Below are 21,123 nucleotides of genomic sequence, written 5' to 3'. Positions count from 1 at the left end.
GGCGTCTCCTGCCCGGCGGCGGCTCAGCTCACCGGACGCGCCCGTTCCACCACCGACGCCAGATCCAGCGTGTGCGGCAGCGTGCCGAAGGCCGTGCCCCAGTCGCCGCCCAGCCGGGAGGCGCAGAACGCGTCGGCGACCGCCGGGGGCGCGTACCGCACGAGGAGCGCGCCCTGGAGGACGAGGGCGAGGCGCTCCACGAGCCGGCGTGCGCGGGCCTCGATGCCGTCGAGATCGGCGAGTTCGGTCAGCAGGTTCTTGATGGCGCCGTCGAGCCGGTGGTCCGCTCCCCGGGCCCGGCCCACTTCCCGCAGGTAGGCGTCGAGGGCCCCCGGTTCCCGCTGGAGTGCCCGCAGCACGTCCAGGGCCTGCACGTTTCCGGCGCCCTCCCAGATGGAGTTGAGCGGGGACTCGCGCAGCAGTCGGGGCATGCCGGACTCCTCGACATAGCCGTTGCCACCGAGGCACTCGGAGGCCTCGACCACGGTCGGGGTGCAGCGCTTGGTCACCCAGTACTTGGCGGCCGGCACCGCGAGCCGCAGGAACGAGCGTTCGGTCTCGTTGCCCGCCTCGGCCGCGTCGTACGCCGCGGCCAGCCGCATCGCCAGCGTCGTCGCCGCCTCCGACTCCAACGCGAGATCGGCGAGGACATTGCGCATCAGCGGCTTGTCGATCAGCCGGCCGCCGAACGCCTCCCGGTACGCGCAGTGGTGCACCGCCTGGGCCACCGCCTGCCGCATCAGGGAGGCCGCGCCCAGCGCGCAGTCCAGCCGGGTGGCCGACACCATCTCGATGATCGTGCGCACCCCGCGGCCCTCGTCCCCGACCCGGCGCGCCCACGTCCCGTCGAACTCGACCTCGGCGGAGGCGTTCGACCGGTTGCCCAGCTTGTCCTTGAGCCGCTGGATGCGGAACACGTTCCGCGAGCCGTCCGCCAGTACCCGAGGCACGAGGAAACACGTCAAGCCGCCCGGCGCTTGTGCCAGTACCAGGAAACCGTCCGACATCGGCGCCGAGCAGAACCACTTGTGGCCCGTCAGCTCGTACGTCCCCTCCTCGGCCAGGGGGCGCGCCCCGGTCGTGTTGGCGCGTACGTCGCTGCCGCCCTGCTTCTCGGTCATGCCCATGCCGAAGAGGGCCCCGGCCTTCTGGTCGGCGGGCCGCAGATCCCAGTCGTAGAGCGGGGACGTCAGCCGCGGCTCCCACTCGGCGGCGAGTGCCGGGTCCGTGCGCAGGGCGGGTACCGCCGCGTGGGTCATGGACAGCGGGCAGCCGTTGCCGGCCTCGACCTGGGACCAGACGACGAACCCGGCCGCGCGCCGTACATGCCCGCCCGGACGGGTCCAGGCCGCCGTCAGCCCCGCCGAGACGCCCTTGCCGAGCAGCCGGTGCCAGGACGGGTGGAACTCCACCTCGTCGATCCGGTTGCCGTACCGGTCGTGCGTGCGCAGCTTCGGCGGATTCTCGTTCGCCAGCCGTCCCCACTCCTGCACCTGCACGGAGCCCGCCGTACGGCCGAGCCCCGACAGCTCGCCCCGCGCCTCGTCGAGGAGGTCCGGGGCCAGATGCCGGTCGACCGCCTCCGCCAGGGCCCGGTCGGCGCTGAAGACGTCGTAGTCCACCAGGGGCGGAGCCTGATTGGTCACTTCGTGGGTGCGGGCAGCCATATCTGGAACCTACCCCTCGGCAGCGCATCGGCACCGCGACGCCCACCGGTGTCCGGTGGGCAGGCCCGGGCAGGTGCCCGGCGCCGGACCCGTTCTGTCCGGCGCCGGACGGCTGGTCTCGGCTCAGACGGGCGCCGCCAGCTCGCCCGTCCCCAGTTCACCTGTGCCGAACTCGTCCTCCGGGTCCAGTACGCCCTCCCCGTACTGCTCCAGCGGCCACCCCGGCCGGTAGATGGTGTCGAGGTAGCGCTCGCCGAGGTCCGGGGAGATCGCCACCGCCGTGATGTCGGGGGAGCCGTTGCGGTTCAGCCAGTCGGTGGCGCCGCTGACGACCGTGCCGGTGGAGCCGCCGAAGAGGAAGCCGCGCCGGGCCATGCGGTGACAGGCCCGTACGGTGTCGATCTCCTCCACCCGGACGACGTCGTCCACACAGGACGGGTCGAGCAGCGCCGGGGGCACGCTCGTGCCGAGCCCCGGGATCATCCGGCGGCCCGGCGCCCCGCCGAAGGCGACCGACCCCACGCTGTCCACGGCGACGATCCGCACCCGGCGCCGTCGTTCCCAGAACCACTGGGCGCAGCCCATCAGCGTCCCGGAGGTGCCGACCCCCACGAACAGCACGTCCAGCCGCGGGAACTGCCGGGCGATGGCGGGCGCGGTGGTGCGGTAGTGCGCCCGCCAGTTCGCCTGATTGGTGTACTGGTCGAGCCACACGTACTCCGGGTCGGCGGCGCACAGCGCGCGGACGTACGCGATCCGCGCGCCGAGGAAACCGCCGTGCGGATCCGGCTCGGAGATGACGTGCACCCGGCTGCCCAGCGCCTCGATCAGGCGCCGGGTCTGCGGATTGCACCGGGAATCGGTCACGCACAGAAACCGATAACCCCGGCTCGCCGCGATCATGCTCAGCGCGACGCCGAGATTGCCGGACGACGACTCGACGAGCGTCGAGCCCGGCCGGAGACATCCGTCCCGTTCGGCGGCCCGCACCATCTCGGTCGCGGCCTTGAGCTTGATCGAGCCGGCGAAGTTGAATCCCTCGCATTTCAGGAAGAGCTCGTGTCCGACGACCTGGCGCAGATCGACGTACAGCTCCTCTTCGTTGAAGTCCGTGGGAACGGATATGACTGGCACTGCGGCCCCCCTGGTTGTGCACTGTGGTACTCGCTGCGCCCGGCAGGTCAGCCGTGGCGGCGCAGCTCGTGGAAGAAGTCGTCCACGACCCGTAGTCCGCCGGAGCGGGCCACTTCGTCGTGGACATAACCGCCGACCGCGAGGTCGAGGACCCCGAGGCCGAAGGGCGAGAAGATCACCGGACGGTCCGTCGGCACGGTCGCCCGGCCGGTGAGGACGTCATGGAGCGTTCCATCGAGGAAGTCCCGTGCGCCGGTGAGCTGTTCGGTCAGGTGCGGTGACGTGTTCGCCTTGAGACAGTGCTCGACGTCGTCGACGAAGTTCGCCGACGCGAGCAGCACCTCGGGCGCGAGATCGCGCAGCGACACGTGCAGCACCAGCGGGTGGTGGGCGAACCACTTCGGTTCGTGGATGTGCGGCTCGCCCGCGATCGTCGCGAAGACCACCAGGTCGCTCGCCCGGATCACGTCCTCGGCACTCTCGTGCACGGTCACGCGCCCGCTCGCGTGGGACCGTTCCAGGTACCCCCGGAACCCGGCCGCGCTGTCGGCGGACAGATCGTGCACCCCCACCTCCTCGAACGCGAAGCCCGTCGCCTCGAGGAAGGTGTGGATGTACCGGGCGATCAGGCCCGTGCCGAGGAATCCGACCCTGGCCGGGCGCGGCGCCCCCCGGCGCTCGCTCAGCCGGTCGGCCGCCAGTGCCGCCGACGCGGCCGTCCGGGTGGCGCTGATGACCGAGGCCTCCAGGCACGCGAACGGATAGCCGGTGGTGTGGTCGTTGAGGATCAGCACGGCGGACGCGCGCGGCAGCCCGGACGCCGTGTTCTCCGGGAAACTGGAGATCCACTTCAACCCGTCCACCTGGAACTTCCCGCCCAGCGAGGCGGGCAGCGCGATGATCCGCGAGGACGGACGGTCGGGGAAGCGGAGGAAGTACGACGGCGGATTGACCGTGTCGCCCGTGTCCCCCGCTCCGTGCAACAGGTAGGCGGATTCGACCAGGTCGACGATCTCCCCCTCCCGGCCCCGCAGGGCCTGCTGTACCTGGGCGCCGGAGATCACGGCGAAACCCGGAACCTCGGTCATCGGAAGCTCACCTCGTCCTTCGCGTCGGAGTCCTTCGAGTCGGGGTCCTGCGAGCGGGAGTCCTGCGAGCGGGAGTCCTGTGTGTCGGAGTCCCGCGTGGCGCAGTCGGTCGGCCGTACCGGATCCGCCAGGCCCACCAGCACCTCGCGCGGCCCTTCGAAGGGCTCACGGCTGTGGGCGGAGCGGATGTTGTCGACGAGCAGGAGGTCGCCGGGCCGCCACGGTTCGCGGACGGTGTGCGCCTCGTAGATCTCGTTGAGGGTCCGGACGGCGTCCTCGCCGATCGGATCGCCATCGCCGTAACGGGTGTTGAAGGGCAGACCGTCGGCTCCGTACATGTCCACCAGGTACTCGCGCACCTCGGCGTCCATGGTCCATTCGTTGAGGAACGCGATCTGGTTGAACCAGCAGCGCCGGCCGGTCATCGGATGGCGGAGCACGGCGGCGCGCCGCTGCCGGGTGTGCAGGGAGCCGTCGGGCTGCCAGGCGAACTCGATGGCGTGCGCCCGGCAGTAGGCCTCGACGACGGTCCGTTCGTCGGTGCCGAACGCCTCGGCGACCGACGCGCCGATCTCGTCGTTGTACGAGCGGGTGAGCAGCCAGCCGTCCCGCTCGAACCGCTCGGTCAACTCGGGTGGCAGCGCGGCGAGTACGGCCTCCGCGTCGGCGACCCCGGTCGCCCCGCCCCGCTCGGCGGCTTCGAGGCAGGCGAAGAGCATCAGGCCGGGGAACTCCACCGTGTAGCTCAACTCGTGGTGCATGCACATCGGTTGGTTCGGCGGCCAGGCCGTCGAGGAGTACACGCCGTCCGCGTACGTCCGCCGCGGCGCGAAGGCCTCCTTCTCGCTCATCAGCGTGTCCGCCAACGCCCGGAAGACGGCTCCGACTTCGGTGGCGTCCCGCAGCCCGAGACCGCGCACGAGCACCGAGCCGTGCTCGGCGACGGCGGCACGCAGGGCCTCCCGTCGCCCGGCGACCCAGTGGGCAGCGGGATCGGCGGGGGAGACCATGAGCAGCGGCGGCCTGCCGGCCGCCGACTCGATGTCCGGTAGCGGCAGGGCAGTTGAGGAGGGCGCCGCCATCCCCGTGTTCTTGCGACGGCGGCTCGCGGCGCCTCGGCGGCTCAGGAAACTCATGACGTCGGCCTCCCTACGGTGTTCGCGCCGGCCCTCGTGTCGATCAGCCCGGCCAGGTCGGACAGCACCGGATACGCGGTCACGTCCTTGGGGGACACCGCCCGGTCCAGGGCGATCGCGAGCTTCACCGCCGACAGCGAGGTGCCGCCCCGGTCGAAGAAGTGGTCGCGACGGCCGATCAGGGACCGCGCCACACCGAGCACCTCGGCCCACGCGGTAGCCAGCCGCTCCTCCGTCGGCGTGGCCGGAAGCCCGCCCGACTCGCCTGGCACGGCGGGGAGTTGTTCGGCCAGCGTGGTGAGCGTCCGCCGGTCGATCTTGCCGTTGGCGGTCAGCGGCAGGCTCTCGCGCCAGTGGAACACCGACGGCACCATGTACGCCGGCAGCGAGGCCGCCAGCCGGTCCCGCAGCTCCTCGCCCGCGAGCGGACGCCCGGAGTGGAAGGCGACCAGATGCGCGCCCTTGGCGACCACCACCGCCCCGTCCCGCACACCCGCCACCCGCAGTAGCGCGTTCTCCACCTCGCCGATCTCGATGCGGAAGCCGCGCACCTTGACCTGGGTGTCCCGGCGGCCCAGGAACTCCAGCTTGCCGTCGGGCCGCCAGCGCCCGTGGTCACCGCTGCGGTACAGCCGCTCACCCGGCAGGTACGGGTCGGTGGTGAAGGCCCGCCGGGTGCGCTCGGGATCGTTGACGTACCCCCGCCCGACACAGACCCCGGAGAAGACGATCTCCCCCGGAGCGCCCAGCGGGACGAGGGAGAGGTGTTCGTCGACGACGTACACACGGACGTTGCGGACCGGACGGCCCAGCGGCACCCGGCCCCCCTCCGGAGCCCGGTCCATCACCTCGTGGTTGGTGTCGTCCGAGGTCTCCGTCAGCCCGTAGGCGTTGACCAGGGGAATCCCCGGCTCGGTGGCGAACCAGCGCTCCGCCAGCTCCTTCTTCAGCGCCTCCCCGGTGACGGAGACCCGGCGCAGATCGGGCAGTTCCCGGGGCGTCTGCTCCAGATGGGCGAGGACCGCTTCGAGGTACGACGGCACGACCTGGAGCACGTTCACCCGGCCGTCGGCGATCCGGTCGACGAACTGTTCGACGTCCAGGATCGCCTCCTGCTCCACGAGCAGCGTCCGACCGCCGACCAGCGGCGCGGCCAGCAGCTGCCACAGGGAGATGTCGAAGCACTGGGGCGCGGTCTGCGCGACCACGTCCCCCTCGCCGATGTCGAGGTCGTCCAGCTTGGCCTGAAGATGGTTGAGCATGCCGGCGTGCTCGCACATCGCGCCCTTGGGCTCGCCCGTGGAACCGGACGTGAAGTAGATGTACGCCAGCCGGTCCGGCGCGATCTCCATGCCGAGGTCGGAGTCCGGATGGGCCTCGTCGTACGCCTCCCCGACGAGCAGCCGCTGCACCCCGGGCAGCGCGGGCAGGGCCTCGTCCAGGGTGGCCGTGCTGCCCTCCTCGGTGAGGACCAGCTCGCAGCCGGCCCGGGCGAGGGTGGAGGCGATGCGCTCGGCGGGGAAGTGCGGCTCGACGGGCAGATAGGCCCCGCCGGCCTTGAACACCGCGAGGACGGCCGCCATCCAGTCCAGGTTCCGCTCGGTCACCACCGCGACGACGCCCTCACGGCCGAGGCCCCGGACCAGCAGGGCCCGACTGAGCTGGTTGGCACGGGAGTTGAGCTCCCGGTAGGTCCAGCGGCGGTCGCCGTGCACGGCCGCGACGGCGTCCGGGTGCGCCACGACCCGCTGCTCGAACAGCTCGTGCACCCGGCGGTCGGGCAGTTCACGGTATGGTCCGGCCAACCCGTCGAGCTGGAACCGGAGTTCGTCGTGCGACACCAGGCTGCGCCGCCCGTGCTCGGCGTCCGGATCGGCGGCCAGCCGGGTGAGCGCGGTGACGTGGTACCCGGCGATCCGGGCCGCGCCGTCCTCGTCGAGCACCTCGGTGCGGTACCGCAGCCGCAGCGCGGGCCCGTCGTCGCGATACACCAGCCCCACCCGCAGGACCACCTCCTCGCCGAGGTCGCCGTCGCCTCCGCTCGTGTCGAGCACGGTCTCGAACGGCGGCTCGGCGAGGCCGAGTTCGCGCCGCAGGGTGTCGACCGGGAAGTCCGCGTGCGTGAGCAGCTCCGTGGTGACGCGGTGGGTGTGCCCCAGCAGGTCGCGCCAGGTGTCGCCGGGCGCGGTCGTGAGCCGGCACGGCAGCAGCCGGCCGTCCTCCATCCAGCCGGTGGTGACCTCGTGCTCGCCCGACAACGCGGCGAGCACCTTGGCATGGGCGGCGAGCACTGCGGCCGTACCGTCCGAAGCGGCCAACGGCCCCTCCGGAAGCGCCACTTCGTAGGCGGCGACGCCCTTCACCGGATCGGCGCTCCACCGCGGAACCACGGTCCGCCCCCCGGCGGTGAGCACCTCGTGCCAGTACTTCCGGGCAGCGGTGCCCGACTCCGACTGATCCATCATTTCCCCCCGATTCACCGTTCTCCGGTGGTTTCCGTAGCCGGGTTCCCGCCCCAGCGCGCGTGCGGCGGCACCTCCTCGCCCTTCATCAGGAAGGAGTCCGGCGCGAGCACGGCCCCCTCGCCCAGCACCACGCCGTAGTGGACGAACGCTCCGACCTCCAGCGTGCAGCGCGCGCCGATCGTGACGTGGTCGGACTTGTAGGTGCCGTCCTCCTGCGAATGCGCCTGGATCTTGCTGCCCGCGGCCAGCGTGCAGTCGTCCCCGACGGCCGTCAGCGTCCGCTCGGTGATGACCACCCCGTCGTCGAAGACCCGTCGTCCGATCCGGACCCCCAGCAGCCGCCAGACGAGGTTCTTGTACGGAGTGCCGCTGAGCACCTGTATGTGTGTGTCCCGCAGCTTCCACAGCCGCTCCTGCCGCCAGAAGAGCGGGTCGTAGATGGAGCACAACCGCGGCCGCAGCGGCCGGAAGCGGGTCATGGACCGTTCCACCAGCGTGTAGTACAGGACGGTGAACACGAGCGCCGCCAGGGGCAGCGCGGCGAGCGCGAGCAGTCCCGCCATGCCGTCCCCGTGCCCGTACAGGTCGAAGGCCGCGAAGCCGAGGACGGTGAGCGCGAAGGTGTGCAGCCAGCGCAGGAACAGGAACAGCCCCATCGAGCGCAGGTTGAAGCGGTTCTTCGCGGCGAGCCGGCGGCGCAGTTCGTCACCCTCGCGCAGATGGTCGAAGCGGGTGTCGCGCTCCACCGAGCGGGGGATCTCGAAGGGCGGCGAGCCGAGCAGCCCGACCCCCTCGCGGATCTCGCCGTCGAGCGGGACCAGCACCTTCGTGGCCAGCAGACAGTTCTCGCCGGTCCGGCCACCGACCGGGTAGGCGATGAAGTTGCCCAGGAAGTTGTGCCCGCCGATCGCCGTCCGGGACACCCGGAACGACGTGGCGGAGTAGTCCGCGTTCATGACCGAGAGACCGTCCGCGACCATCGTGCCGCTGCCGACCGTCACCAGGTACGGCGTCTCGTGCCGCACCTCCGTGCCGAAGTTCGACCCGGTCTGCTCGACGCGCGAGAGGTCGTATCCGAGGGCCTTGAGGTACGGGACGATGTAGGAGCTGTCGCCGCACAGCCACGTGAAGAGCTTGAGGTTGGTCAGCCGGGTGATCGCGCGGTGCACGGAGTAGTGGAAGCCGTACAGCGGGTAGACGCGGTCCGGGCGGACCAGCGGGCGCAGCAGTCGGGGCACGACGAACACGACGACGGCTGCGACGACGAGGGAACCGGCGAACAGCACGAGCGACAGGGCCAGTGCCTCGAGGTAGAAGCGCGCCGACGCGATGTGCCGCGACGCCGGGTCGAGCAGGGTGTCCAGCGAGGGCGCGGCGGTGAGCAGCAGATACGCGCCGCCGAGGGTCAGCGGCACATACAGCAGCAGTGTCTGGAGCAGGGCGGCGCATCCGTATCCGGCCCGCCGGAGCCTGCCGCAGTCGGCCGGGGCGACCCGGATGTGGTCCACGTCCGTGCGCCGAGCCGGGGAGCCGTGCCAGCTCTGCCCGGCCGGGACCGCCTCGCCGGCGCGCAGTGCGGAGGAGTGGCCGAGCTGGGAGCCGTCGCCCAGGGCGGTGTCGATGTCGAGCACGGTGTGCTCGCCGACGAAGACGTCCCGGCCGAGGGTCACCGGGCCGGTGCGGATCCGCCCGGCGCGCGCCCGGTAGCAGAGGAAGAAGGATTCCTTGCGGATCACCGTGCCCGCGCCGATCGTCAGCAGATCGGTGCAGACCGGGAGGGTGCGGCTGAGGATCGTGACGCCCGGGCCGATCCGGGCGCCGAGGGCCCGCAGGTACAGCACGTACAGCGGGTTGCCGACGAACAGGATCATCGGGCTGGTGCGCAGCAGCGCCTTGACGATCCAGAACCGTAGATACGCCGGACCCCACACGGGGAACTCCCCGGGCTTCCACCGCCCGATCAGCAGCCACTTGGCGACGACCGGCAGGGTGCACAGGGCGAGGAAGGCGAGCGCGCCGAAGAGCGCCGACCGGAGATAGACCGCGACGATGCCCGAGGCGTCCGCCACCCACTCGTACCCCAGTACGTATCCGGACGTGGCCAGCAGGGAGTACGCGGCGAAGAGGAGCAACTGCAGCGCCCCGCACAGGACGTACCGGAACGTGTTGCCCGGTGGTGTGACCTCAGCGGGTACCGGCGGGGCGGCCGGCGGTGGCGGTGCCTCGGTGAGCGCGGCCGCGAGGCCGCGGATGGTCGGGTGGCCGTAGACGTCCCGTATGGACACCGACGGCAGATCGGGGTGCTTCCTGACGCGGGCACAGAAATGGGCCATCGTCAGGGAGTTGGCGCCCAAGTCGTCGAAGAAATGGCTTTCTGCGGGCACATGTTCGATACGTGCGACGCCGGCCAGAAGTTCGGCGAGGAGTCGCTCGGTGGCGGTGTACGATTCCGCCGCGTCCGGCTCGGCCGCCTGGACCTCACCCGGTTTTTCCACCACGTGTCGTGGCACTGGCAATGTCATTGAATTTCTCCGCGACAGGTATTGCGAGGGAAGGCGCCCGGGGGTGAACGGGACGGCGCGCGGAATGACAGAAGGAGAGGGGATGGAGAGCGGTGACGGGTGGGGCGGAATTGATCAGGCCTGGTCGGAGCCTGCGTGAATCCCCCGGTGCGCGTTGCGCCGGTACCTGGTCCAGGTGGGCGCAACGGAATGCAATCCGGATTCTTTCGGTACGTTCGGGAACGGGTCAAGGCGGGTCGGGTAATTGACGCTTTCCCACCCCTTTTCCGATCTCTTCCGGCCCGTCGGACCCGGTTCGACCCAAGGCTTCAGCGGGGAACTTTCCAAAAAGCGGGTACAAGCGTGCCCGAACGTTCCACTTCTGGTCCCTCACTGATTCGGCCAGCACGTTCATGACAGAAAAGGAGATTCGGAATCACCTTTGTTTTCTGCTGGGTTTCCTTTTGTTTGCTGCCCCGTGACGCGACCGGAGGGAAGCCTGCGCCGCACGCGGACCCCGCCGCGGCGGGCGGCACCGGGAGGTGAGGGCGGCACGCCCGGCCGGATACCTTTAGGGCGTGCAGCCAGCAAGTCAGTCACCCCCACCACCCGAGAGCCCCCATGGGCGTCTCCACCGCGCGCGTGCCCTCTACCGGAACGTCTCCAAGCGCAGGACCGCCTGGCTGCTCCTGAAGGACACCGTCAACTCCTGCATCGAGTACCGCATCCTGGGCCTCGCGGCCGAGGCGGCGTTCTTCACGCTGCTCTCCGTGCCTCCGCTGCTGCTCAGCATGATCGGCCTGCTCGGCTACGTCGACGACTGGACCGGCGCCGACACCATCGCCAGCCTGGAGCTCAACCTCCTGGAGGCCTCGCGCACCGTCCTGTCCGACAAGGGCGTCGCCGAGATCGCGCAGCCCATCCTGGACGACGTGATGAGGGGCGGCCGCCCCGACGTCATCTCGATAGGGTTCCTCTTCGCCCTGTGGTCCGGGTCCCGCGCGGTGAACGTCTTCATCGACACCATCACCGTCATGTACGGCCTCGACGGCGTCCGCGGCATCGTCAAGACCCGCCTCATGGCGTTCCTGCTCTTCATCGTGGCCCTGCTGATCGGGTCGGTCGCCCTGCCGCTGATGGTCGCCGGCCCCGACGCCGTCGTCCGGATCGTCCCGTGGTCGGCGACCGTCGTCCAGGTCCTCTACTGGCCCGTCGTGATCGTCCTGTCCATCGTCTTCCTGACGACGCTCTACCACGTCTCGGTTCCGGTCCGTTCCCCCTGGGTCGAGGACGTCCCGGGCTCCCTCATGGCCCTCGGCATGTGGGTCCTCGGCAGCTTCCTGCTCCGCATCTACCTCACCAGCACGGTCGAGGGGGCGACGATCTACGGCTCCCTGGCCGCCGCCGTCGCCGTCCTCCTCTGGATCGGTGTGAGCGCCTTCGCCGTACTGGTCGGCGCCGCCGTCAACGCCGCCATCGACCGCGTCTGGCCCGCCGCGGCCACCGCCGCCGCCCGCGCCGCCAACGAGCGCCTCCGCGAGGAACAGGCCGCCGAGTACGTCGCCCGCGCCGCCGCCGCCCGCTCCCACGACCCCGAGGACCCGGACATGCCGTCCGAGTTCCCGGAGCGGTGGTCACGCTTCCTGCCGCCGGAGGACGTGACGTCACGGCTGCGGTCACCTGTGAAGAAGGGGGACGACTAGCGCCCTGAAGGGGCGCGGGGAACTGCGCGATCAGCCACGGACGGTCCGCGGTCCGCAGAGCACCCGCACCTCCAACGGCGCTCACGCTCACCTCCGAGGCGTGGCGGTGCCCGGGGGTAGTGCGCGGTTGCTCGTTCGGTCCCCGCGCGCCCCGGGGCATGCTGGGGAGCCCCTTTGTTCACAGGCGTAGCCTTTTCGTGTGTATGCGGAAAGGGCGTCTCGGCTGGGCGGGGCCGTCGTGTGGACGAACACGCCGAGTGGTTCGGGCGAGCCCGGGGCCGGGCGCATTCTGCCGGACGGGTGCATGGATCTGCTGTGGAACGACGGGCGGCTGTTGGTCGCCGGGCCCGATACGACGGCGTACGTCACCGAAGGCCCGCCCAGCAGCTGGGCGGGCCTCCGCTTCTACCCCGGCACCGCGCCCGCCTATCTGGGTGTGCCCGCGCATGAGCTGCGTGACCGGCGCGTGGAGCTTGCCGAGCTGTGGTCACCGGCGCTCGTACGGCGGCTCACCGCCCGGGTGAACGCGGCGGCCGACCCGGCGAGCGGGCTCGAAGAGGTGGCCCTGGAGCGGGCGGCCGATGGGGGGCGGCCCGATCCGCTGCTGCGGCGGATCGTCGTCGCGCTGGACGCGGGGCGGCCGGTCGCCGCGACCGCCGACGAACTCGGGCTCGGGGTACGGCAGTTGCACCGCAGGTCGCTCGCCGCGTTCGGGTACGGGCCCAAGACGCTGGCGCGGGTGCTACGGCTGCGAAGGGCGCTCGCGCTCGCCCGGGACGGGGTGCCCTTCGCCGAGACGGCGGCCCGGACCGGGTACGCCGATCAGGCACATCTCGCGCGTGATGTACGGGAGTTGGCGGGGCTGCCGCTCGGCGAACTGCTCGGCGGACGATAGCGGGTGCCCGGTGCCCGGTGCCCGGTGCCCGGTGCCGGTGCCGGTGCCGGTGTCGGTTGCGGCGGCGGGTCGGCTACTCGGGGGCGGACGTCGGCAGTGGCGCGAAGAGGTCGACCCCGTTCCCGTCGGGGTCCTGGATCACGGCGTACCGCTGGCCCCACACCGCGTCCCACGGCTTCAGCTCGCCCTGGTACCCGGCGTTCACCAACTCCTCGTACACCGCGTCGACTTCGGCGGGACTGTCGCACAGGAGCGCGAGCCCGGCGCCGCCGCCCGTCCCCGGACGGTACTGGGGGAAGAAGGAACGGACGGTCTCCTCGGTGTCGAGCATCAGCCGCAGACCGCCGGGCAACTGGGCCTCGGCGTGCGGCTGGTTCTCGGCGCCCTCGGGGAAGGCGAAACCGAGCCGGCGGTAGAAGGTGACGGAGGCGGCCATGTCCGAGGCCACCATGCCGATCGCATCGAGTCGTGGAGTCATACGGTCACCGTAGGCGGGCCGGCGCCGGCCGGTCTTGAAGGAATCGGACACCTCACGCTCCTCGCGAGACCCGCACGCCGACGCCTGCCGCGGCGCGAGGGAACCATGTGAGTAAGCGCTCTCGCGGGAACGGACTCTTTGGCTCACCTGTGGAACAACTGTGCGGCAGGATGGAGGGCATGTTCCGTACCGCACGTGTTCTGCTGCCCCTGGCGTTGCTGCCGTTGCTGCTCACGGCCTGCGGGACCGAGAAGGTCGTGGCCGCGGGCCGGGAGCCCCTGATGCCTGCCCCCGACCCCGCCGAGCTGCACGCCCGCGCCGAGGCGCTGGGCATCGCGCCGGGGCTCGTCCATGTCACCGAGTCGCCCGGATTCATGCTGGCCCGGCAGTCGGTCGGCGTGTACGGCGACGACGGCTTCTCCGCCGTCTACTGGTCCCGGAAGAACAGCGCCCAACTCCTGCTCCTCGTCGACCACGGCACGATGAACGCCCAGAACTGCCCCGAGCACCCGCTCGGCCAGGGCACGGGTACGTCCGTCGGCTGCGAGCGCGACGGGGACACCTGGTACCGGACCTCGGCGGGACAGCACGAGTACGCCGTACCGGAGGACGGCCATGTCGTCCGGATCAGCGCCGCCACGGCCGCGGTCGACCGCGACGTCCTGCGCGCGGCGGCCCTCGCCGCGCACCGCCCCACCGACGCCGAACTCGCCTTCCTCCTCCCGCCCCGCCACCACGACAAGCCCCCGCCCCCGCACGACGGCATGCCGATCCAACGCGGCGACCTGCCCCCGGCGGGCGACGGCGCACCGAACAACGAGGTGGGCACGTCGGGCTGAGCCCCGGCCAGGACTGGAACGGTCCAGTCGGGCGCGGCCGTTCGACGCGGCCGGGCCCCGAAGAGAGTCGGCCCATGCCGGCGGCCCGCATCTCCTCCGGCGAAACGCCGGCCGCCCGCTCCGACCAGGACCGCACCCTGCTTCAGGACCGCATTCCGGTCCCGTGACGCGCATCACAGGGAACTCGGGGGTGGCGGAATGGCAGAACCAGGTATGGAGCCACTATTCCGGGCCCGCGTCCGAGCGGGCGACGAGGACTCCTTCAGGGTGCTGTTCCGCGAGCACGGGCGGGCGGTGTACAACCACTGCTTCCGCCTGACCGGCGACTGGTCGGTCGCTGAGGACTGCGTCTCACTGGTGTTCCTCGAAGCCTGGCGGATACGGGAGAAGGTCGACCCGCACGGCGGAAGCCTGCTGCCGTGGCTGCTGGGGATCGCCACGTACGTCGTGCACCACCGAAGACGCACGGCCCGGCGGCACCGGGCCCTGATGGAGCGAATGCCCCCGCCCGGCCTGTTGCCCGACTTCGCCGACGAGGTGGTCGGCCGGCTCGAGGACCAGGAGCGGATCGCCGCGCTGCGCAAGGCGCTGGACCAGTTGTCGCGGCCGGACCGCGAGGTGCTGGCGCTGTGCGTGTGGGCCGGGCTGGACTACGCCGCGACCGCCGAGGCGCTGGGGGTGCCGGTGGGCACCGTCCGCTCCCGGCTGTCCCGGGCGCGTGGTCGGCTGCAGAAACTGACGCAGAAAAATCTTGACGGTGACACGGAACCTGCGGCCGCGAGACGGCAGCAGACAGGTGACCGCCACGAGGCGGTCCGGCCGAGCGGGGACAACGGAAGGGGACTGCGGTGAGCTGGGACGGAGACCGGGACGACGACGTCCGAGAACTGCGCCGGCTGCTGGCCGTGCCGGCCGAGCGGGACCTCCCCGCCGGCCGACGGATCCAGCGTGAGGAACACCTGATGCGCAGTTGGCGGACGATGGAAAAAGAACGCACCGGCGGGCGCGAGCACGGGCGCCGCGTGCGAAAGCGGTTCGCGTGGGGGCTGGCCGCAGCGTCGATCGTGGCCGGCGTGGCGGTGGCGGTGCCGGTGCCGGGCGGGACGGAGACTCCCGCCTACGCGGTGGAGAAGAACCCGGACGGCACGCTGACCATCTCCGTCCGCGACCTCGACTGGTGGGGGGACCCCCAGCACTTCGAGCGGCTGGCACGCGAGATCCGGGCCGCCGGCTTCACCGCGATCGTCGACAAGATTCCCGCGGGCAAGACGTGCCGGCTCGATCGGGGAACGCCCCTGAATCAGCAGAAGACCGGCGACGGCAAGGGGGGCTACCAGTACGTCATGACGCATGCGGACGCGTATGTGGTCGAGGAGTACCTGCCCGGGTCCGGTCCGAAGGGGTCGGACATGAGAACGGCCCAAGCTTTCCGGTACATGTTCTTCAAGGGCCAGGTCAAGCCGTGCGACCCCGTGAGCCGTCCCCAGTTGAAGCCGCCGCAGTGAGGCGGTGACGCGGCTGTGGTCCGCCCGGGGCCGAGCTGGCCCGGGCGGACCACAGCCGCGACTAGGGGACCCGGCCTACACCAGCCGCTGGGGCGCCCAGCACTGGCAGAAACCCCTCACCCGCACCACCCGCACCACCACTCGCCACGGCGCGGCCGCCGTGGCGATCGGCAGGCGCGCCCAGGGACACCCGATCCGGCGACGGACGGCACCGCCCCCTGCTCACCGGAGCGATGAGCAGGGGCATCGGACCGTCCAGGCCCGACCAGGCATTCCCGGGCGTGAGGGAACCCGCCCCCGCATCCCCGGACCACGGACACGATCCGTGCGCGCCGGACGCGGAGCGAAAGCGGGCGACCAGAACACCCAATACCGTTCGGGTTGTTCGGCTGAGCATGAGTCCTGGCAACAGGACTCACTCCCGCTCAGTCTTTAGGAACGGTTCCCGGCGCCCTGCGGGCCGAACGCCGTCATGAAGCGGTCGCGGAACTTGTCCATCCGCCACACCGGGGTGTCGTCGGCGGGCTTGAGGCCGTCCGTCCAGTCCCAGTCGGCGATCTTCTCCAGTACCTCGGGGTCCTGGGCGACGATCGAGACCGGCACGTCATGGCTGGGATTGGCACCGGTGACCGTCTTGTTGGGCTGGTGGTCGCCGAGGAAGACCAGGACGGTGTCCTTCGAGCCGTACTTCGCGACATAGTCGACGAGGCTGGTCACCGAGTACTGGATGGACTTGCGGTACTCGTCGCGGACGTCCGAGGGGTCCTTCCAGACCTCCTTGGGGTCCTTGCCCTCCGCCTTCTGGAGCGAGTGGTAGACCGAGCCGTCGCCGATCCGCTCCTCGGGGATCGTGCTCGGGATGGGCGCCCACGGGTTGTGGCTGGAAGTCAGGATGATCTCCGCCATCATCGGCTCACGGTCCCGCTTGCCGTGCTCCAGCTCCTCGAACGCCTTCAGCGTGTACTGGTCGGGCATCGTCGACCAGCTGAACTTCGGGCCTTTGTAACCGAGTTGGTCGGAGTCGTAGATGTGGTCCAGGCCGAAGTACTTGCCCTCCGGCCAGGCCATCTGGGTGCCCGGCACGATGCCGACCGTGCGCCAGGCGCCGGTGCGGCGGAACGCCTCGGTGAGGGTGAGACGGTCGCTCGCGACGAGGTTGGCGTAACGCGACTGGTTCTTGATCCACAGACCGGACAGGAACGTGGAGTGGCCGAGCCAGCTGCCGGCGCCCGTGATGGGGGAGCGCAGCCAGCCGCTCCGCGACGCGTACCCGGCCTCCTCCAGCTCCTTCGTCTTCTGCGTGAGCGTCTCACCGAGCGGCTCGCCCATCTGCGGGTCGTCGATCGCGGAGCGGCCGTAGCTCTCGATGAACGTGATCAGTACGTCCTTGCCGCGCAACCCCGTCAGCAACTGGTCCGGCGGTACGTCGGCGAAGGCGTCGACCGCCGCCTGCTTCTCGAACGCCTCCCCGTCCTTCAGACCGTCGCTCACCGCCTCGATCCGGTTCTCCACGAGGGTCGCCGCGCTGTGCGAGGCCACCGGTGTGTCGGCGACCTCCAGCGTCAACGTCGAACAGGTGATCCATGCGGTTCCGAGGACCAGCAGCGTACGGCTCGCCGTGTGCCGGTGGCGCACCATCAGCCGGCTGATCCGCACGACTGCGAGTGTCATCAGCGCCGGCAGCGCGAGCGCCAGCGCGATCACCCCGATCGTGGCAACCCGCGCGACCGCGCCGCCCAGCGAGTCCTTCATGAACGACTGTGCGTCGTCCAGCAGGATCCAGTCCAGCACCAGGTCGAACGGGCGGTCCAGGGTCCAGTACGACCCCATGTCCAGCACCTTGACGATCATCAGCAGCCCGAGCACCACCCCGACGACCACCACCGCCACGCGCCGCGCCCTCGGCGGCAGCACCAGCAGCAGCGCCGCCACGAGGATTCCCTCCGCCGGGATCCGCAGGAAACGGCCGACCTCGATGTTGGTCACGTCGTTCGGCACCAGCAGCACGAACATGACGAGAGCGACGGCCAGTCCGGTCACGGCCCAGGCGACGGCACGCGCGGCCCGGGGGTGCTTGGTGCGCCAGCCGGAGGGTGGTGCGACGGGGGCGGGGGCCGACGTGGATGCGGGCTCAGGATCGGGTGCGGGGGCCGACTCGGCCTCGGGGTCGGGTGCGGCTGCCGACTCGGCCTCGGACTCGGGGGCCGGCTCGGCCGCAGGGTCGGGTGCGGCTGCCGGCTCGGCCTCGGGCTCGGGCTCGGGGGCCGGCTTGGCCTCAGGCTCGGGTTTCCCCGTATCCGGCTCCGCCGGCTCCTCGGCCTCCGCCTTGGTCTCCGTAACCGCTTCCCGCTCCGGAGGGGCCGCGTCCTCCGGGGCCGTGTCGTCGTCCGGTGCCGGTGTCGGTCCCGGAAGCTGCGGAGAGCGTATGTGCGACAACCCGAAGGTCCTTCCCTGTGGAGCATGTGGAGCTCAGTGCTGGTGGAGCGGAGGGGGCCGGGGACGGCGGCACCGCCATCACACCCGTACGCCCATCACTATGCGTACGGTCCGACGACGCCCACCGTTCACCCGAACTCAGGTGCTCCGCAACCATTTCGTCCGAACCCCGACACGATCCCACTCCCCCTTCAGGCCGAGCGCAGCACCCCCGTGCTCGCCCGCTCCACCAGCCGCGTCGACAACTCGGTGCGCGTCCCCTCCGGTTGGTCGCCCTCCATCATCCGCACCAGCAGCCGCAGCGCGGTCGAGGCCATCTCGGAGAGGGGCTGGCGCACGGTGGTCAGGCCGGGATTCGCCCACCGGGCCTCGGGCAGGTCGTCGAAACCGACCACACTGATGTCGTCCGGCACCCGCAGCCCCCGCTCGGCCAGCGCCTCGTACGCGCCGAGGGCCATCTTGTCCGAGCAGACGAAGACGGCGGTCGGCGGTTCGGGGAGGTCGAGCAGCTGGAGCATACGGTGGCGGGAGGCGGTCTCCATGAAGTTGCCGTAGCGGACGTACTCCGACCGGTACGGGATCCCCGCGGCCATCAGCGCCGAGCGGTAGCCCGCCACCCGTGCGCTGCTGCACATCTTCCGCCGGTACCCGGCGATCACGGCGATCCGCTCGTGCCCCAGGGCCAGCAGATGCTCGGTGGCGGTGGTCCCGCCCTGCCAGTTGGCCGCGCCCACCGACACCACGCCGGGCGGCGGTTCGAGGACCGGGTCGATCAGGACGAACGGGATGCGGTGCTGGGTGAGCCAGGAGTACTGGGCGGGGGACAGTTCGGCCAGGTTGAACAGCACGCCGGCCGAGCCCCGGGCGGTCAGCTTGTCGAACCAGCCGCGTTCCGGGCGGGCGCCCCGGGTGCGGGTCAGACCGGCCGAGACCACGACCTCCAGGCCGGCGTCGTGGGCCGCCTGTTCCACGCCGTGCAGTACCGCGCCCGACCAGGAACTCTCCAGCGAGTGCACCACCAGGTCGACCATGCGCGGCGGTTTCGACGCCTCGAACCGGGGTCTGCGGACGTAACCGAGCCGGTCCAACGCCTCGGTGACCCGGCGCCTGGTCTCCGGGGCCACGTCCTCCCGGCCGTTGACCACCTTCGAGGCCGTCGGTACGGAGACCCCGGCCTCGCGCGCCACCACCGCCAGCGTCGGCCCGGCCGTCGCGCTCCCGCCACGCACCATCGCGACTCCACCTCTCAGGGCCCCGTCCCGAGGGCCGGTGAAATTTTCGAACAGCCTCGCTCGCGCGGCGGAACCACCCGCCACGTAGCAAGCGCTTCCTACGGTAAGGCCAACTCAACACGGCGGGAAGGAGCGGGGAATCAAAGGACCGCCCAAGCCAAAACTTTCGAAACCTCGAACAAGGGGCGCGGATGGGTGCTTGGCCGAGGGCCGTCGGGGGCCGGAGGGCTGGGGGCGCAACCGGCGTCTGTTCACGGGGGCTTGCCCCCAGGGGTTCTGGTCGCAGTCCTCAACGAGTAGCCATGACCGGCACTTCACCGACAGACCCCAGGCGTATTGCCCCGCAGCGTTGCCTGCACAGAGCCAGAGCCAGAGCCAGAGCCCTGCGGGGCGGACCCGCACCCGGGGCGGTGCCCTCACTCCTCGCCGCACACCAGCCGGAACCCGCCGAAGTCCGCCGTGAAGGCCGCGCCGACGAGGTCCTGGGCGTGGATGCCGGCGAAGGCGCCCGTGAAGCGCAGCTTGGACCCGTAGTCGTCGGAGAGCCGGCTGAAGTCCAGGACCGGTCCAATCGGCGTACGTACCTCGTCGCGCAGATACCAGAAGCGGGCCTCGGCGCCGTCGACACTCGCCCCCAGAGTGACCGGCCGCCCCGCCTCGACCTCGACCTCGGCCACCTGCCGCGCGCCCTCATCGTCACGTTCGACGAGGCTGAGTACGGTGCGGCCCTCGCCCCGCCACTGCTGGCCGCGCTGCGGCTCGCCCTCGGGTTCGGCCCAGGTCAGGTCGAGGGTGAGGTAGGAGGCGGCGTTGTAGCGGAGGGTCAGCCCCGCGGCCTCGCCGAAGGTGCGCGGCCGGGCCTCCACGGTGACCTCCACCTCCGCCCGGTGCTCGGTGACGCGCTGGGCCAACAGGCTCTGGTCCCACAGCGATTCGGGCCCCTGCCGTCCGCGCAGCCGGATCCAGCCGGGACGGGCCGTCGCGTCGACCCAGGACGCGTCCGGCTCCGCGCGCAGACTGCTCCACGGCCAGGACAGCGTGTCCCCGCGTACGACCGGCGCGGACGTGGACGTGGACGTGGACGTGGACTCGCCGGAGGCCCCAGGCACGGTCGGCACCTCCACCTCGACCGCAGGATGCCAACCCCCCTGCCGCAGCCTCGGCCACCCCTCCGCGTCCCAGGCCACCGCCTGGACGGCGGTCTCCCGTCCCAGCGGGCAGCGCATGCCCTGGTCGGTGTGCAGGGGGCGGGCGGTGAGGTGGCTCAGGAACCACTCGCCGGTCGGCGTCTCGACCAGCTCGGCGTGCCCGGCCTTCTGCAGCGGCACCTTCGGGTCGTCCCGGGTCGTCAGCAGGGGCAGATCGTCCAGCTCGTACGGGCCGGTCAATGAGCGGCTGCGCGCGACCCGCACCCCGTGCTCGAAACCGGTGCCGCCCTCGGCCAGCACCAGGTGGAACCAGCCGTCGTGGACCAGGAGCTTGGGGCCCTCGATCAGCTTGTCGTGCTGGAGGAGGAGGTGGGTGTCGCCGAGGGGGCGCAGAGTGGAGCGGTCCAATTCCGTCAGGACGATACCGGCGAACCGTTTGCCGCCGGGGCGGTGGTCGCTCTGCATGTTGAGCAGCCAGAGCCGGCCCTCGTGGTGGAACAGCGCGGGGTCGAAGCCATGGCTCGCGACCCGCCTTGGAGCGGTCCACTCGCCGTCCACCGCCGCGGCCGTGCTGACGTATGTGTCCAGGTCGAAGTACCGCGTGCCGACCGACCGCACGATCGTGTAGACCACCCAGAAGCGTTCGCCGTCCCAGCTCAGGGAAGGCGCCCAGACGCCGCCCGAGTCGGGGACGCCGGCCAGTGAGCCGCCCGGGGCCGCGCCGCGCACATGGCCGGCGTACTCCCAGTGCGCCAGATCCCTGGACCGGTGCAAGGGAATCGTCGGGAACCACTCGAACGAACTGGTCGCCACGTAGTACCACTCGCCGACCCTGATGAGGGAGGGATCGGGGGCGAAGCCACGGATGACGGGGTTGTGGGCCACGGTCATGAGCG

Annotated in this window: 15 protein-coding genes and 1 pseudogene; 6 read left to right on the top strand and 10 right to left on the bottom strand. The window is 71.1% G+C overall.

What is annotated here, in order from left to right; genetic code table 11:
* Positions 1-23: 23 nt before the first annotated feature.
* From JIX56_RS09420 to JIX56_RS09395, 6 genes are all read right to left on the bottom strand, one after another.
* A complete protein-coding gene (locus tag JIX56_RS09420) occupies positions 24-1,667 on the bottom strand; it encodes an acyl-CoA dehydrogenase family protein (RefSeq protein ID WP_257538617.1) in 1,644 nt (547 codons plus the stop codon).
* Positions 1,668-1,790: 123 nt separating this feature from the next.
* Complete coding sequence (sbnA, locus tag JIX56_RS09415) at positions 1,791-2,801, bottom strand: 2,3-diaminopropionate biosynthesis protein SbnA (protein ID WP_257538615.1); 1,011 nt, start codon at positions 2,799-2,801, stop codon at positions 1,791-1,793.
* Positions 2,802-2,848: 47 nt separating this feature from the next.
* Positions 2,849-3,889 carry a 2,3-diaminopropionate biosynthesis protein SbnB gene (gene sbnB, locus JIX56_RS09410; RefSeq protein ID WP_257538613.1) on the bottom strand — a complete coding sequence of 347 codons (1,041 nt, stop codon included), beginning with the start codon at positions 3,887-3,889 and terminating at the stop codon, positions 2,849-2,851.
* Positions 3,886-4,971, bottom strand: coding sequence for a TauD/TfdA family dioxygenase (locus JIX56_RS09405; RefSeq protein ID WP_443032028.1), 1,086 nt, complete (start codon positions 4,969-4,971; stop codon positions 3,886-3,888). Before JIX56_RS09405 ends, sbnB begins: the two co-directional genes overlap by 4 nt.
* A 50-nt stretch (positions 4,972-5,021) precedes the next feature.
* Complete coding sequence (locus tag JIX56_RS09400) at positions 5,022-7,487, bottom strand: non-ribosomal peptide synthetase (RefSeq protein ID WP_257550793.1); 2,466 nt, start codon at positions 7,485-7,487, stop codon at positions 5,022-5,024.
* Positions 7,488-7,501: 14 nt separating this feature from the next.
* Positions 7,502-10,012 carry a Pls/PosA family non-ribosomal peptide synthetase gene (locus JIX56_RS09395; RefSeq protein ID WP_257538609.1) on the bottom strand — a complete coding sequence of 837 codons (2,511 nt, stop codon included), beginning with the start codon at positions 10,010-10,012 and terminating at the stop codon, positions 7,502-7,504.
* Between the two features lie 557 nt (positions 10,013-10,569).
* Here JIX56_RS09395 and JIX56_RS09390 point away from each other — a divergent pair.
* Positions 10,570-11,694: a YihY/virulence factor BrkB family protein gene (locus JIX56_RS09390; protein WP_257538607.1), complete on the top strand. Its 1,125-nt coding sequence runs from the start codon at positions 10,570-10,572 to the stop codon at positions 11,692-11,694.
* Between the two features lie 199 nt (positions 11,695-11,893).
* The gene (locus JIX56_RS09385) at positions 11,894-12,589 is read left to right on the top strand and encodes a helix-turn-helix domain-containing protein (protein ID WP_257538605.1); all 696 of its coding nucleotides are present in this window, start codon (positions 11,894-11,896) and stop codon (positions 12,587-12,589) included.
* Positions 12,590-12,662: 73 nt separating this feature from the next.
* On the opposite strand, the gene JIX56_RS09380 is transcribed toward JIX56_RS09385, so the two are convergent.
* Positions 12,663-13,067: a VOC family protein gene (locus JIX56_RS09380; protein ID WP_257538603.1), complete on the bottom strand. Its 405-nt coding sequence runs from the start codon at positions 13,065-13,067 to the stop codon at positions 12,663-12,665.
* Positions 13,068-13,246: 179 nt separating this feature from the next.
* Here JIX56_RS09380 and JIX56_RS09375 point away from each other — a divergent pair, with 179 nt between their 5' ends.
* The 4 genes and pseudogenes from JIX56_RS09375 to JIX56_RS09360 all read left to right on the top strand — a co-directional run.
* On the top strand, positions 13,247-13,906 hold the full coding sequence (locus JIX56_RS09375) for a hypothetical protein (protein ID WP_257538601.1): 660 nt from the start codon (positions 13,247-13,249) through the stop codon (positions 13,904-13,906).
* A gap of 213 nt (positions 13,907-14,119) precedes the next feature.
* Positions 14,120-14,758 carry an RNA polymerase sigma factor gene (locus JIX56_RS09370; protein ID WP_257538599.1) on the top strand — a complete coding sequence of 213 codons (639 nt, stop codon included), beginning with the start codon at positions 14,120-14,122 and terminating at the stop codon, positions 14,756-14,758.
* On the top strand, positions 14,755-15,411 hold the full coding sequence (locus JIX56_RS09365) for a hypothetical protein (RefSeq protein ID WP_257538597.1): 657 nt from the start codon (positions 14,755-14,757) through the stop codon (positions 15,409-15,411). Before JIX56_RS09370 ends, JIX56_RS09365 begins: the two co-directional genes overlap by 4 nt.
* A 67-nt stretch (positions 15,412-15,478) precedes the next feature.
* Positions 15,479-15,847 (top strand): annotated as a pseudogene (locus tag JIX56_RS09360) (IS200/IS605 family accessory protein TnpB-related protein); the annotation flags it as partial.
* Here JIX56_RS09360 and JIX56_RS09355 read toward each other — a convergent pair.
* From JIX56_RS09355 to JIX56_RS09345, 3 genes are all read right to left on the bottom strand, one after another.
* Entirely contained in the window at positions 15,844-17,847 is a 2,004-nt protein-coding gene (locus tag JIX56_RS09355; protein WP_257538595.1) for a sulfatase, read from the bottom strand. The pseudogene JIX56_RS09360 and the gene JIX56_RS09355 sit on opposite strands and share 4 nt — an antisense overlap.
* Positions 17,848-18,038: 191 nt before the next feature.
* Positions 18,039-19,079 (bottom strand): LacI family DNA-binding transcriptional regulator, encoded by a 1,041-nt coding sequence (locus JIX56_RS09350; protein WP_257538584.1) that lies wholly within the window; start codon positions 19,077-19,079, stop codon positions 18,039-18,041.
* A 416-nt stretch (positions 19,080-19,495) separates the two neighbouring features.
* Positions 19,496-21,118: a family 43 glycosylhydrolase gene (locus JIX56_RS09345; protein ID WP_257538573.1), complete on the bottom strand. Its 1,623-nt coding sequence runs from the start codon at positions 21,116-21,118 to the stop codon at positions 19,496-19,498.
* Positions 21,119-21,123 lie beyond the last annotated feature (5 nt).

This window comes from Streptomyces sp. CA-210063, assembly GCF_024612015.1.
In the GTDB taxonomy this organism is placed as follows: Bacteria; Actinomycetota; Actinomycetes; order Streptomycetales; family Streptomycetaceae; genus Streptomyces.
This window is presented reverse-complemented; position numbering and strand designations above follow the sequence as displayed.